The 13625-nt window shown below is 77.5% G+C and carries 12 protein-coding genes; 5 read left to right on the top strand and 7 right to left on the bottom strand.

Translation table 11 applies throughout. The features are described 5' to 3' along the window. Positions 1-113: 113 nt before the first annotated feature. Both ACI79A_RS05815 and ACI79A_RS05810 read left to right on the top strand, forming a co-directional pair. Positions 114-869, top strand: a complete 756-nt coding sequence (locus tag ACI79A_RS05815; RefSeq protein ID WP_457080904.1) for a methyltransferase domain-containing protein — start codon at positions 114-116, stop codon at positions 867-869. Between the two features lie 14 nt (positions 870-883). Further along, positions 884-2056 carry an alkaline phosphatase family protein gene (locus ACI79A_RS05810; RefSeq protein WP_457080902.1) on the top strand — a complete coding sequence of 391 codons (1173 nt, stop codon included), beginning with the start codon at positions 884-886 and terminating at the stop codon, positions 2054-2056. A gap of 9 nt (positions 2057-2065) precedes the next feature. Here ACI79A_RS05810 and ACI79A_RS05805 read toward each other — a convergent pair whose 3' ends face one another. The 3 genes from ACI79A_RS05805 to ACI79A_RS05795 are packed head-to-tail and all read right to left on the bottom strand — an operon-like array spanning position 2066 to position 4654. Continuing rightward, complete coding sequence (locus ACI79A_RS05805; protein ID WP_457080899.1) at positions 2066-2995, bottom strand: sucrase ferredoxin; 930 nt, start codon at positions 2993-2995, stop codon at positions 2066-2068. 25 nt (positions 2996-3020) lie between these two features. Next, positions 3021-4361: a cupin domain-containing protein gene (locus ACI79A_RS05800; RefSeq protein WP_457080897.1), complete on the bottom strand. Its 1341-nt coding sequence runs from the start codon at positions 4359-4361 to the stop codon at positions 3021-3023. A 2-nt stretch (positions 4362-4363) separates the two neighbouring features. After that, positions 4364-4654: a BatC protein gene (locus tag ACI79A_RS05795; protein ID WP_457080895.1), complete on the bottom strand. Its 291-nt coding sequence runs from the start codon at positions 4652-4654 to the stop codon at positions 4364-4366. Positions 4655-4869: 215 nt separating this feature from the next. On the opposite strand from ACI79A_RS05795, the gene dinB reads away from it, so the two are divergent. Together dinB and ACI79A_RS05785 are read left to right on the top strand one after the other, a co-directional pair. After that, the gene (dinB, locus tag ACI79A_RS05790) at positions 4870-6129 is read left to right on the top strand and encodes a DNA polymerase IV (RefSeq protein WP_457080893.1); all 1260 of its coding nucleotides are present in this window, start codon (positions 4870-4872) and stop codon (positions 6127-6129) included. Between the two features lie 154 nt (positions 6130-6283). Then, complete coding sequence (locus ACI79A_RS05785; RefSeq protein WP_457080891.1) at positions 6284-6694, top strand: DUF3040 domain-containing protein; 411 nt, start codon at positions 6284-6286, stop codon at positions 6692-6694. Between the two features lie 91 nt (positions 6695-6785). On the opposite strand, the gene ACI79A_RS05780 is transcribed toward ACI79A_RS05785, so the two are convergent. The 4 genes from ACI79A_RS05780 to ACI79A_RS05765 form a co-directional block, all read right to left on the bottom strand. Continuing rightward, positions 6786-7742 (bottom strand): ribose-phosphate diphosphokinase, encoded by a 957-nt coding sequence (locus tag ACI79A_RS05780; protein WP_457080889.1) that lies wholly within the window; start codon positions 7740-7742, stop codon positions 6786-6788. Positions 7743-7821: 79 nt separating this feature from the next. Continuing rightward, positions 7822-10149: a transglutaminase family protein gene (locus tag ACI79A_RS05775; RefSeq protein ID WP_457080887.1), complete on the bottom strand. Its 2328-nt coding sequence runs from the start codon at positions 10147-10149 to the stop codon at positions 7822-7824. Beyond that, entirely contained in the window at positions 10146-11489 is a 1344-nt protein-coding gene (locus tag ACI79A_RS05770) for a DUF58 domain-containing protein (protein ID WP_457080884.1), read from the bottom strand. Before ACI79A_RS05770 ends, ACI79A_RS05775 begins: the two co-directional genes overlap by 4 nt. A gap of 25 nt (positions 11490-11514) precedes the next feature. Next, on the bottom strand, positions 11515-12570 hold the full coding sequence (locus ACI79A_RS05765) for an AAA family ATPase (RefSeq protein WP_457080882.1): 1056 nt from the start codon (positions 12568-12570) through the stop codon (positions 11515-11517). 248 nt (positions 12571-12818) lie between these two features. Between ACI79A_RS05765 and mraZ the strand changes: the two genes are divergently transcribed. Next, the gene (gene mraZ / locus ACI79A_RS05760) at positions 12819-13253 is read left to right on the top strand and encodes a division/cell wall cluster transcriptional repressor MraZ (RefSeq protein ID WP_457080880.1); all 435 of its coding nucleotides are present in this window, start codon (positions 12819-12821) and stop codon (positions 13251-13253) included. The last annotated feature ends 372 nt before the right edge of the window (positions 13254-13625 follow it).

Genomic DNA, 13625 nt, shown 5'->3' with positions numbered 1-13625 from the left:
TGACGCCTGCCCCAACAGTCACCCCTGCCCCGCGGGTCCGTGCCCGGCGGGTCGGTGAGGCGGGGCCGTCCCACCGTGCTGTGCGCCCGCCCGACCCGCACTAGGCTCCGCACGTGCCGCCCACCTCCTCCGCCGCGCCGACCCAGGCCCCCGCCCGGACGGCGGCCGTCTGGGCGGCACTGGACCCGGTCGTCACCGCCGGCCGCCCGCTGCAGGTCCTCGACGTCGGCGGGGGCAGCGGTATGTTCGCCGTGCCGCTCGCCCAGCTGGGGCACGCCGTCACCGTCGTCGACCCCAGCGCCGACGCCCTGGCCACCCTGCACCGGCGGGCCGACACGGCCGGCGTCGGCGAGCGGGTGCGCGGCCTGCAGGGCGACGCCGACCGGATGCCCCCGGTCACCGCGGACGACCCGCAGGCCCCCGGCTTCGACCTGGCCCTGTGCCACTTCGTGCTCGAGGTGGTCGACGACCCGGCCAGCACGCTCGGCCAGATCGCCGCGGTGCTCAGGCCCGGCGGCACCCTGTCCCTCGCCGCGGCCAACCGGGCCGGCGCGGTGCTCGCCCGCGCCGTCGGCGGGCACCCGGTCGAGGCCCGCGAGCTGCTCGCCGACCGCGACCCCGCCCCGGCCCGCGGCGGCCCGGCCCGGCGGCGCTTCGACCCCGAGCAGCTGCTCGCCCTCGTCGCCGGCGCCGGCCTGCAGCCGGGGGAGTGGCGCGGGGTCTCCGTCGTCGCCGACCTGCTGGAGGCCTCCTCCGGGGCTTCCCCCGACGCGGTCCGCGCCCTCGAGCTGGCGCTGTCCGGCGCCTCCCCCTACCGCGACGTCGCCACCGGCCTGCACGTGCTCGCCACCCGACCCGCCGGCGCCTGACCACCGCCGAGCCGATGCGACTCCCGGACGAGTTCGCCGTCCCGGCCTACGGCAGCGCCACCCTCGCCGACGTCCTGCCCAGCGTGGCGACCGCGCTGGGTGTCCCGGTGCAGCGCGGTGACCTGCCCGGCGACCCGCTGCGCCTCACCGAGGCCCTCGACGGCGCCCGCCGGGTCGTCGTCCTGCTGGTCGACGGGCTCGGGGCCGAGCTGGTCGCCGCCCACCCGGACACCGCACCGGTGCTCAACGCGCTGGGCACCCCCGCCGGGGTGCTCTCCGCGCCCTGCCCGAGCACCACCCCGGTCAGCCTCACCACGCTGGGCACCGGCCTGCCGCCGGGCAGCCACGGGGTGCTCGGCTTCGTCACCGAGGTGCCCGGTGCCGGCCGCACGCTCAACCACGTGCAGTGGAAGGACGACCCCGACCCGCGGCAGTGGCAGTCCCGGCCCACCGTCTTCGAGCAGGCCAGCGCCGCCGGGGTCCGCTGCACGGCCGTCGGCCCGCACTCCTTCGCGGGCTCCGGGCTCACCCGGGCGGCGTACCGGGGAGCGGAGTACACACCCGCGTACAGCCCCGGTGACCTGGTGGCGCTGGTGCACGGTGCGCTCGCCGCCGGGGAGCCCAGCCTCGTCTACGCCTACACCGCCGAACTCGACCTCACCGGGCACGTCCGCGGGGTCGACTCGCCCAGCTGGCGGGCCCAGCTCGGCGTCGTCGACGCGGTGGTGGAGCAGCTGGCCGCCGGCCTGCCCGACGACGCCGTCCTGCTGGTCACCGCCGACCACGGCATGGTCGACGTCCCCGGCGACACCCGGCTGGACGTCACCGAGGAGCCGGCGCTCACCGACGGCATCCGGCTGCTCACCGGTGAGCCGCGGGCCCGCTACGTACACACCGAGCCCGGCGCCGCCGACGACGTGCTGGCCACCTGGCGGGAGGTGCTCGGCGAGCGCGCCTGGGTGGCCGGCCGGGAGGAGGCCGTCGCCGCCGGGGTGTTCGGGCCGGTCGACCCGGCGGTCGCCGAGCGGATCGGCGACGTCGTCGTCCTCGCCCGGGGCACCTGGGCGTTCCCCGCCGGGGCCACCGAGCCTCCGCACGCCGCGCTGCTGGCCGCCTACCACGGCTCGCTCACCTCGGCGGAGCTGGCGATCCCGCTGCTGGCCGCCCGCGGGCGCGCCCTGCGCTGAGCCGCGCGGTCAGGCGGGGTCGGCCGGCGCGGACACCCGCAGCGACAGCGGGTGCCAGGTGCGCCAGTGCACCGGGCGCAGCGCCTGGCAGGTGGTCAGCGCGGCCACCTCCGAGCGGCGGCTCTCGATCGTGACCAGCACGTGGCCGTCCGGCGCGCCCAGCGTCACCGCCCAGCGCTCCACCCCCTCGCCCGGGGAGGGCAGCTGCGCCAGGCGCACCAGCGGCAGGTCGCCGACCCCGAGCAGGCCGAGCTCGACCCGGGCGTGCTGCTGGGCGGCCTGCACCGGCGGCGCCCAGCCCGACCGGCCGCGCAGCCACGGCAGCGCCACCTCGCCGCGGGCGTGGGCGGCCACCAGCTCCGCGCCGTCGCCGGGCACCTGCCCGTAGACGTGCCCGGTGGGCAGCACCAGCACGTTCGCGGCGAACCGGTCGCCGCCGAGGTGGCTGGTCTCCCAGACCTCCGCCGCCCCCGCGGCAGCCAGGCCCGAGGTGAGCGGCCGGCCCCGGACGGCGCAGCACGCGTCGTGGGAGCCGTGCGTGCACACCAGGTAGGTGGGGACGTCGGTCGGCTCGCCGACCGAGCCGTCCCACGGCACCTCCAGCAGCTCGGCGTCGGACTCCCGGGTCGCCCAGCGCACCGTCTCCACCCCGGGGGTGGTGTCGGCCAGCGCCCACCGGCGGCCGGTGTCGGCCAGCCGGCCGCCGGGCCGGCGCACCAGCTGCACCCGGACGCCGGCCTCCCACGCCCGCGCCGCCAGCCGTGGGGCCACTGCCCGGTCGAACCGGGACTCCAGCAGCGCGTCGCGGCCCCAGGGCCCGGGCTGCTCCACCAGCAGCCAGCGCCGGGCCGGCGGCGCGGTCGCCGTCGGGGCGTCGCCGCGCAGCAGCGCCTGCACCGAGCAGCGGGCGTCGTCGAGCCGGCCGGCCGGTCGGGGCACGGGATGCCGGGGAGTGGGGGGCCCCTCACCCACCGACGGCGCCATGACCCCCATCGTGCCCGCCGGTGCGCGCGGCCGCCCCGGCCCGGGCGTCGGGGACGACCGCGATCGACTCGGTCACCAGCCGGCGGGCCAGGGTGAGCTGGTCGGCGGCGTCCAGGCCGGGCAGGTCGCCGACCTTCAGCTCCCCGGCGGCCAGCAGCGCGGCCAGCGCGGGGTGGGTGGACGCCGGCAGGTCGTGGGTGCGCCGGCCGGCCACCAGCGCCACCCGGTCGCCCACCGGCTCGCGCAGCTGGGCCCGCAGCAGGGGTCGCACCCGGAGCACCGTGTCGACGTCGAGCGCGGCGAGCGCGGTGGACTGGGCCAGCGGCGAGACGGGCGCGGGGCGCACCTGCGACCAGGCGCGGGAGCGCAGGGAGTCCGCGACCGCGGCCGGGTCGACCTCGCCGATCCAGCGCTGCAGCCCGCTGAGCACCGCGGCGACGTCGTCGGCGGTGGCGTCGGGGTCGGCGAGGTCGACGCCGAGCGGCAGCGAACCGCGCAGCGCCGGGTCGTCGGCGGCGAGGGTGCGCACCAGGTCCAGCGCCGACTCGACCGCGCCCCAGCGGGTCACGGGGTGGATCCCGACGGTCAGGTGGGCGCTGATCTCGCCGAGCGCGACCGCGGAGTGGATGTAACCCCGCGGCAGGTAGAGGGCGTCGCCGGGGCGCAGCACGGCGTCGATGACCGGCGGGCGCTCGGCCGCGGCGGCCACCTCGGCGGCCCGGTCGGTCCAGGGGTGGGTGCGCAGCGGGTCGGGGAGCACCGGCTCGTGGATGGTCCAGTGCTTCTCCCCGGCGACCTGCAGCACGAAGACGTCGTGCACGTCGTAGTGCGGGGAGAACCCGCGCGAGGACGGCGGGGTGACGTAGGCGTTGACCTGGGTGGGGTGGCCGAGGTCGGCGGCCAGCTGGCCGGCGAAGGCGATCAGCGGCGGCCAGAGGCGGTGCAGGCCCTGCAGCACGACGGTGGACCCGTCGGCGAACAGCCGCAGCACCGCGTCGGAGGAGACCTGGTCGGCAACCTCGGCACCGGCGCCCTGCGGGCTGGTGAACCGCTTGGGGTCGACGACCGCGCCGTCCTTGGCGATCCGCAGGAACGGGGTGCGCAGGCCGCGGGTGCTCAGCAGCTCGTCGACCGCCTCGAGGCTGAGCAGGTCGGTGAAGGTGCCGCCGAGCTCGGCGGCGGTGGACAGCAGCGGACGGCGCGACCAGTGCCCGGTGGCGAACTCCTCGGGGTCGACCGCGATGCACCGGCGCAACGCGGGACGGGCGCCGCCCTCCCCGGGGGAGGACGGCGCCCGGTCCTGCAGATCGGGGTCGGGCACGGTCAGGCCGAGCCGTCCGCGCCGCCGTCGTGCACGCCCGCGGCGCCGCCGTCCGCGGCACCCGAGTCGGCCGGGCCCTCGGCGCCACTGTCCGCGCCGCCGTCCGCACCGCCGTCCGCGCCGCCGTCGGCACCCGCGCCGCCGTCCGCACCGCCGTCCGCGCCGCCGTCGGCACCCGCGCCGCCGTCCGCACCGCCGTCGGCGCCGCCGTCGTGCTGGCCGGGCGTGCCCTCACCGGCACCGGAGTCGGCCGGGCCCTCGGTGCTGGTCATGTCCTCGTCGTCGAGCGCCATGGCTCCTCCGATCGTCGAGTCGGGCCGCCGATCGGCGGGCCCGGGGCTGTTCTACCGCGATGATCGACTCGCCACACCTCCGAGTGGCGGGCCCGCCGGACGGCGACCGGTTACGCTCGTCGATGTCGAACACCTGTTCGACGACCGTGGGGAAGGCGGCCGTCGCACAGGTACCGGGTGCGCGCGGGGCGCGGGGTGGTGAGGGGTGTCGCGGAGTGTCCGATCGGGCTGCCGGCTGCACGGTGCTGCACGTCGACATGGACGCCTTCTTCGCCAGCGTCGAGGTGCGCCGGCACCCCGAGCTGGCCGGCACCCCGGTGATCGTCGGCGGCGCCGGCAACCGCGGCGTGGTCACCTCGGCCACCTACGAGGCGCGGGCCTACGGGGTGCACAGCGCGATGCCGACGTCCCGGGCGCTGCGGCTGTGCCCGACCGCCACCGTGCTGCCCGGCGACCTGGCGCTCTACGCCGAGGTGTCCCGCTCGGTGATGGCGCTGTTCCGGTCCATCACCCCGCTGGTCGAACCGCTGAGCCTGGACGAGGCGTTCCTGGACGTCTCCGGTGCCGGCCGGCGGCTGGGCGACCCGGTGGCGATCGGGGAGCACATCCGGGCCCGGGTCTACGACGAGCAGGGCATCACCTGCTCGGTGGGGGTGGCCGGCAGCAAGTTCGTCGCCAAGCTCGCCTCCACCCGGTCCAAGCCCGACGGGCTGCTGGTGGTCCGCCCGGCCGAGGTCATGGAGTTCCTGCACCCTCTCCCGGTCGGGGCGCTGTGGGGGGTGGGCGCCAAGACCGAAGAGGTGCTGCTGCGGCTGGGGCTGAAGACGGTGGGCGACCTGGCGCACGTGCCGGCGCGCACCCTGCAGCGGGCCGTGGGCCAGGCGGCCGGGGCGCACCTGCACGAGCTGGCCTGGGGCCGGGACCCCCGCCGGGTGGTCCCCGACGAGCCCGACCGCTCGACCGGGGCCGACGAGACCTTCGGCACCGACGTCGACGACCCGCAGGTGGTGCACCGGGAGCTGCTGCACCTGGCCGAGCGGACGGCGGGGCGGCTGCGCTCGACCGGCTCCCTGGCCCGCACGGTCACCCTCAAGGTGCGCTTCGCCGACTTCACCACGATCACCCGCTCCCGCACCCTGAAGGTCCCCACCGACGTGGGCCAGGAGCTGTACGACACCGCGCGCACGCTCTTCGACGCCCTCGGGCTGGACCGGGCCCGGATCCGGCTGGTGGGCGTGCGGGCCGAGGGGCTGGTGGAGGCCGACGCCACCGCCCGCCAGCTGGAGCTCGGCGCCCGCGAGCACGGCCGGCGGGACGCCGAGCTGGCCGCCGACCGGGCCGCCCGGAGGTTCGGCGCCGGCGCCGTCCGCCCGGCGACCCTGCTCGGCCGCACGCGCGTGCCCGGCGAGCACCCGGTGGCGCGCCGTGCAGCGCCGGGGACGGGAGCGCGGCAGCCGCCCGGAGCGCCCCGCTGACCTGCCGGGAGTGCGCTGCGGGAGGCAGATCACCGCCCTCCCGGGTGTGTCGGGAGCGCCTCGCCTTTCGCACCCCGCGAACGGCTCGTATCCTCGGAACCACCACAGGCGGACTGTCGTCAGTGGGTTGTGTACTGCGCACCTGGAGGTCGACGTGCCGCTCTCCGAGCACGAGCAGCGTCTGCTGGAGCAGATCGAGCGCGCCCTCGTCGACGACGATCCGAAGTTCGCCTCGACGGTCCGCACCGGTGACCGCCGGCAGAAGGCCCGCCGCAAGGTGCAGCTGGGCGCCCTGCTGGTCGTCGTCGGCCTGGCGGTGATGGTCAGCGGCGTGGCCCTGCCCAACGTCGTCGTCGGCGTGCTGGGCTCCCTGATCGCCTTCGGCGGTGCCGCCCTCGGCGTGCTGAACTACAAGTCCGCCACGGGCGCCGTCGAGGCAGGCCCGGCCGCGACCGCACCCGGGGGCGCCACGGCCGCCCGCGGCAAGGTCGGCAAGAGCAAGGCCGGGCGCCCGCCGCTGAAGAACCGCCTCGAGGAGCGCTTCCGCCGCCGCTACGACCAGTAGCCGCCGCAGGCCCGACCACCAGTGCAGCCGCCGTCCACCGGGACGGCGGCTGCACTGTCTCGGTCGGCGGCCGGGTGGTGGCCTGGTCCGGTCAGCCGACGGCCGACGGCACGGCGTCGAACAGCGCGCTGACCGACTCGCCGTCGTGGATCCGCTGCACCGCCTGGGCCAACGCGGGGGCGATCGAGAGCACGGTCAGCTTCTCCGACCCCCGGGCCGGCACCGGCACCGTGTTGGTGCAGACGATCTCCAGCACGTCCGGCTGGGCGCCGATCCGCTCCAGCGCGCCCGCGGCGAACAGCCCGTGGGTGCACGCCACCCGGATCGACCGGGCCCCGGCGTCGCGCAGCCGGTCGATCAGCTCCAGCACCGTGCTGCCCTTGGCGATCTCGTCGTCCAGCACGATCACGTCCCGGCCGGCGACGTCACCGATGACCGCGCTGATGCTCACCCGGTCGTCGGCGTAGCGCTGCTTGGCCCCCGCGGCGACCGGCACGCCCAGACGCCGGGCGAAGGCGGCCGCCTCCTTGGCGTTGCCCAGGTCCGGTGAGACGACCGTGGTGTGCGACAGGTCGAGGGCGCTGAAGTGGTCGGCCAGCTCCCGTAGCGCGTGCAGGTGGTCGACCGGGACGCTGAAGAACCCGTGCACCTGGGGGGAGTGCAGCGTCATGGCCAGCACCCGGCTCGCGCCGGCGGCGACCAGCAGGTCGGCGATCAGGCGGCCGCCGATGGAGATCCGGGGCGCGTCCTTCTTGTCCGACCGGGCGTAGGCGTAGTGCGGCATGACCACGGTGATCCGGGCCGCGGAGGCGCCCCGCGCGGCGTCGATCATCAGCAGCAGCTCGACCAGGTTCTCCTGCACCGGGGTCACCAGCGGCTGCACCAGGAAGACGTCGCGCTCCCGGCAGTTGGCCTGCAGCTGCACCTCGAGGCAGTCGTTGGCGAACCGGGTCAGCCGCACCGGCTGCAGCGGCACGCCCAGCTGGGCGCACATCTCCCCGGCCAGCTCGGGGTGGGCACTGCCGGCGAAGACGGCGATCTCGCGCACGAGGCACTCCGGGGGTCGGGGCGGTCCGGCGTGCTCGCCGGCAGCACGACCGTAACGAGCGTCCGCCCGGCCGGCCGGGTCAGGCCGAGCGCGGGCGGCGCGCGCCCCGGTCGGCCACCCAGCGACCGGCGTCGGCCAGGGTGGACGCCGGCCACACCGCCGCCACGAGCCGCTGCCGCCGTCCCACGCTGCACAGCAACGCCTGCCGCACCGTGGCCGTCGCCGCGCGCAGTTCCGGGTCGGCCGGCCCCGTCGCGGGCGGGCCGTAGACGGCCCGTTCCTCGGCGGTGGTGAGCACCCGCAGGGCGTCGACCGCGCCGGCCGTGTCACCAGACCGTGCCCCGCCGGGGCCGGTCACCTGCTCGGTGACCTGCCGGGCCAGCTGCCGGGTGGTGCCGGCGCCGGTCACCGGCACGCCCAGGTCGGTCGCGGTCGCCAGCAGCTCGTCCCACAGCGCCGCCGGCCGGCCGTCCGCCAGCCGGCCCAGCCGCTGGCGGTGCCGGACGACCGCCGGCAGCGCGGCCAGCGCCAGCACCAGCAGCAGACCGGACACCCCGGCCAGCCAGGGGCCGGGCGAGGGGGCCGCCGCCTCCGGGGTGGCCAGGGGGACGTACTGGTCGTCCCGGTCCAGCTGGGCGGTGGGCCCGGCCGGTGCCGGCAGCGGGGCGTTCGGGGCCGCCGGGGCGGTCGTCTGCGCGGCCACGGCGTCGGCGCGCGGCGCCCACGGCAGCTGCGCCGCGCGGTCGGCGTCGATCGGCGTCGGGTCGAAGGGCACCCAGCCAAGACCGGAGAAGTAGACCTCCACCCAGGCGTGCGCGTCGTCGGTGGTGACCACCCGGGTGCCGTCGGGCCGCTTCTCGCCCCGCGTGTAGCCGAGCACCACGCGGGACGGCACCCCCGCCGCGCGGACCAGCACGGCCATCGCCCCGGCGTACTGCTCGCAGTAGCCGCGCTTGCGCTCCAGGAAGTCGGCGAGGTCGTCCCCGGAGGTGCCCGGCTGGGTGGAGAGGCTGTAGACGAACCCGTTGCCCCGGTCGGTCAGGTGGTCGAAGACCGCCCGCACCCGCTCGTACGGGGACTGGTCCGGCGAGGTCAGCCGGTCGGCCAGGCCGGAGACGCCCGGGTCCAGCGGGGGGAGCTCGAGGTAGCGGTCGATGCCGTCGCTGCCGGGCTGGGCCGGCGGTGCCGCCGCCAGGTCCGCCTGGCTCGGGTCGGGCCGGTCGGCGGTGACCCGGTAGGCCAGGTCGGCGGTGGTGGTGCCCCGGCCGAAGACCGTGCGGCCGGCGCGGTCGAACCGCCAGTCGCCGTCGCCGGCGACGGCCACCTCCTGCGGGGAGTAGGGCACCGGGAGGAACTGGTCGTCGTGGCCGACGGCGGTGATCCGCGCCGTCACCCGCTCGCGGGCCACGCCGCCGGGCAGCGGCGCGAGCGAGTCGTCACCGGCGACGGAGCGCCGGCCGTCGGCGTTGCCCCGCTCCCAGCCGTCGGCGGTGAAGCGGTCGAGCACCACCGAGCGCAGGTAGCCCAGGTCGCCGTCGGACCGCACGCTGAGCAGGTCGATCGGGGACGGCCGGTTGAGCTGCCCGCGCATCTCGGCCACCGGGTCCAGCGCGGTGCCGGTGCCCTGGCCGCCGGTGCCCCACCGGGCAGCCAGCGAGCCCTCGGACAGCGTGGGCACGACGGCCGACAGCACCACCCCCAGCACCAGCGCGATCGCACCGGTGCGCAGCGCCGGCAGCGTGCCGGTGCCCAGCGGCGAGCCGCTGCCCGCCCGCGCACCGGTGGTCAACCGGGCGCGCTGGTCGGCCCACAGCAGCAGGGCGAACCCGGTCGCCGGGCCGAGGAAGGCGACGAGCGCGACGTCGCCGGTGATCGTGCTGACCGGCACGCAGTAGAGGACCAGCAGGCCCAGGCCGCCCAGCGCCGGCTGCCGGGCCGGGACGGCGAGCAGGTCGACGGCGAGGGCGACCAGCGCCACGAAGACGGCGGTGAGCGCGACCAGCCCGGCCAGCGGCAGCGCCGGCGTCGCCTGCTCGCGGATCTCCTCGGTGCCGTCGGCGAGCAGCCCGGCCAGCTCCCCGACGCTGCCCGGGGTCGGTACCACCCCGGCCCACGCCCCGTCCGGCGCGAAGACGACGGTGAGGGCGGTCAGCACGAGGGCCAGTTGCCCCAGCGGCACCAGCGGTCGCACCCGGCGGGCGACCGGATCGGGCAGCCGCGCGGCGCCGGCGCGCAGCGCCACCCCACCCAGCCCCACCGCGACGACGACGAGCAGCACCGGGGGCAGCCACGACGGTGCGGCGAACACCGGCGCCAGCGCGAGGCTGCCCAGCGCGACGGCGGCCGTGGCGGCCAGCGCGGTGCCCGGACGCTCGGCGGGGGTGGGGAACGGCGCGGGCCGGATCATGCGGGCACCTGCGCGGCCGGGGTGCCGAGGGACTGCCACAGCTGGTCGACACCGGCGTCGGCCCGGGCCAGGGCGACCTGCCAGCCGGCCGCGGCGAGCAGCTCGGCGGCCTGCTGCTGCTGGGCGACCACCTGGGCGCGCGCGGCCGGGGCCAGCGGGCGCCGGCTTCGCACGGCGCCGCCGTCCAGCCAGCTCGCCGGGTCGACCAGCACGGCGAGGCCGGTGCCCGGGCCGGACCGCGCCCGGGCCAGCGCCTGCACGTCCTCGGGGCCCAGGAGCCCCAGCAGGGCGATCACCGGACCGGCGTCCCCGGACCCGCGCAGCGCCTGCAGCCCCGGTTGCAGGCCGGCGTGCCGGGAGGGGCCCAGGTCGGCCAGCCGGTCGAGCAGCTCGCCCGACCCCAGCGCGCCGGCCCCGGTCGCCGGGCGGAGCTCGCCGGCCTCGGTGACCAGCCGCAGCCCGGCACCGCGGCCGATCAGGTGGCTGCCGATGCTCGCCGCGGCCTCGACCGCCCACTCCAGGGTGTCCCGAGGCGGCGCCGGGTCGCCGGGTGGGCCGGCCACCGCGCCGCCGAGCAGGTGACCGGTCGCCCGGCAGTCCAGCAGCAGCGTCGCCGACGCCCGCCAGGGCCGCTCCTCCAGCCGCACCATCAGCTCGCCGGTGCGGGCGGTGGCCCGCCAGTGCACCATCCGCAGGTCGTCGCCGTGGCGGTACTCGCGGGTGCTGACGTCGTCCTCCCCGTGGACGGCGATCGACCGGCGGGCGCCCTCCCCGCCGGTGCCGCCGCCGCCGGCGAGCGGGCCGGCGCCGGACAGCGGGCGCACCCGGGGGACGACGACCAGCGCGGCGGTGTCGGCGCCGGCGGCGCTGCGCAGCACCAGGCCGAAGGGGTCGACCAGCCGCAGCCGCAGCGGGCCGAGCGCGAACCGGCCGCGCCGGGCCCCGTGCACCCGGTACCGCAGCGCGGCAGTGGCGCCGGCGGCCAGCCGCTCGACCACGAACTGCGGCCGGACGCCGAGCTCGCCGGGCACCTGCTCGTCGAGGAGCCACAGGCCGCCGGGGCGCCGGTCGGTGTTGGTCACCTCCAGCAGCACCTCGGCGTCGCTGCCGCGGGGCACCCGGCCGGGGGTGACCGAGCGGCGGGAGGCCAGCCGGAAGCGCTGCCGGGCCACCCCGACGGCGGAGAGCACCGGCAGGGCGAGGACGAAGAGCGCCAGCTGGAGCAGCGTGCGCTCGCCGAGCAGCGCGCCGAGTACGGCGAGGGTGGCCCCGGCGGCCACCAGGCACCGGCCGCGCAGGGTCAGGGAGGAGACGGCGTCGCTGAGCCGGGTGCGTGCCACCGGATGACCTCGGGAGGCGCCGGGCTCAGCGGCCGCGGGCCGGGACGGTGGCGAGCAGGTCGCCGACCACACGCTGGGTGTCCCGGCGGGCCATCGCGGCGTCCTGGCTGAGTAGCAGCCGGTGGGCGAGCACCGGCACGGCCATCGCCTGGACGTCGTCGGGGAGCACGTGGTCGCGGCCGGCCAGCGCCGCCGCCGCCCGGGCGGCCCGCAGCAGCTGCAGACCGGCCCGCGGCGAGGCGCCCAGCCGCAGGTCGGGGGAACGGCGGGTGGCCTCCACCAGCGCCACGACGTAGCGGCGCAACGGCTCGGCGACGTGCAGCCGGCTGACGGCGCCGACCAGGGCGCGGATGCCCGCTGCGTCGATGACCGGGGTCAGCTCGCCCAGCGGGTCGGTGCCGGACCGCTCGTCGAGCATCGCCAGCTCCGCGTCCCGGTCGGGGTAGCCCATCGAGACCCGGGCGGTGAACCGGTCGCGCTGCGCCTCGGGGAGGGGGTAGGTGCCCTCCATCTCCAGCGGGTTCTGGGTGGCCACCACCATGAACGGACGGGCCAGCTCGTAGGTGACGCCGTCGACGGTGACCTGTCGCTCCTCCATGCACTCCAGCAGGGCCGACTGGGTCTTGGGCGAGGCGCGGTTGATCTCGTCGGCGACGACGACGTTGGCGAAGACGGCGCCGGGCTTGAACTCGAAGGCCCGGCTCTCCTGGTCGTAGACCGCCACGCCGGTGACGTCGCTGGGCAGCAGGTCCGGGGTGAACTGGATCCGGCGCACGGTGCCGTCGATGGACCGGGCCAGCGCCTTGGCCAGCGTGGTCTTGCCGACGCCGGGGACGTCCTCGATGAGCAGGTGCCCCTCGGCCAGCAGGACGACCAGGGCGAGCCGGACGACGTCGGGCTTGCCCTCCACCACCCGGCTGATCGAGGCGGCGAGCTGCGCACCCGCGGCCGCGATGTCGATGTCGGCGGGGTCGATGTCGGCGGGGTCGATTCCGGCGCCGTCCGGGGTTGCGCCCAGGGCCGCCACCCCGAGCCCCGCCCCGGCCGCTCGCGGATCCAGCTCCGTGGTGCCCTCCGTCACCCGGCCCACGGTACGTGCGAAAACCCGCCGGTGGGGCGCCCGGCGGGCGGGGGTGCGCCCGGGGGCGCCGGGGCGGCCGGAGCGGCCCGCCGGGGGAGCCCGGTGGAGGGCGGTGGAGTCGAGGGGGCGACACGGTGTGGAGTGGTGTCCAGTGGGGGCCAGTGGGTTAATGTGTCGCCGGATGGGGAGGCCGGGACCACGGAAGGGGCCGGCAGAGCCACGGGAGGACAGATGCGGGGGGTGATCCGGTGTTCGTCGGCAGCTACCCCCTGCGCCTCGACGAGAAGGGCCGGCTCGCACTCCCGGTCCGCTACCGCGAGCTGGTGGCCGACGGCATGGTGATCAAGAAGGGCCAGGAGCGCTGCATCTACGGCCTCACCATGGCCCGGGTCGCCGAGCAGAGCGCCGCGCTGAAGGCGATGGCCCCCGCCGACACCAACGCCGCCCGCATGCACGCCCGGATGAGCTTCGGCTCGATGGTCGAGGTGGAGGCGGACAAGACCGGCCGCATCACCATCCCGGCCAGCCTCCGCGAGTACGCCGGCCTGGACCGCGACGTCGTGGTCGTCGGCGTCGACACCCGGTTCGAGATCTGGGACAGCGCCACCTGGGACGCCTACGTGGCCGAGCAGGAAGCCGTCTTCGCCGCCATGGAGAGCGAGGGGATGCCGACCCTCTCCTGAGCCCGTCAGCACCCCACCAGCCCCACCACCGACCTGCACCCCCCCGACGTGCACCACCGACCCACCCACCGGGCCGAGCCGACTTCCCCGCGGCTCGACCCACCGGGTTCCGAGCCGGCTTCCTCCCGGCTCGGGCCCCCGGACAGCGAGCCGACTTCCCCCCGGCTCGACGTCCCGCACCACCCGCCCGAGCCGCCCCAGCAGGGCTCCACCTGGTACCGCTTCCCCGGCGCCAGGCGGGCCCTGCGGGGCGGCGGGCCCGGGTGGACCCCCGCCAAGCCCCCACCGGGGCTCCACCCCGCTCCACCGCCCCCACTGCGCCCCACCCGCCCGCCACACCGCCGAGCCCCACCCCCTGAGCCCCACCCCCTG

It is taken from the genome of Modestobacter sp. SYSU DS0657 (assembly GCF_054050925.1).
This window is presented reverse-complemented; position numbering and strand designations above follow the sequence as displayed.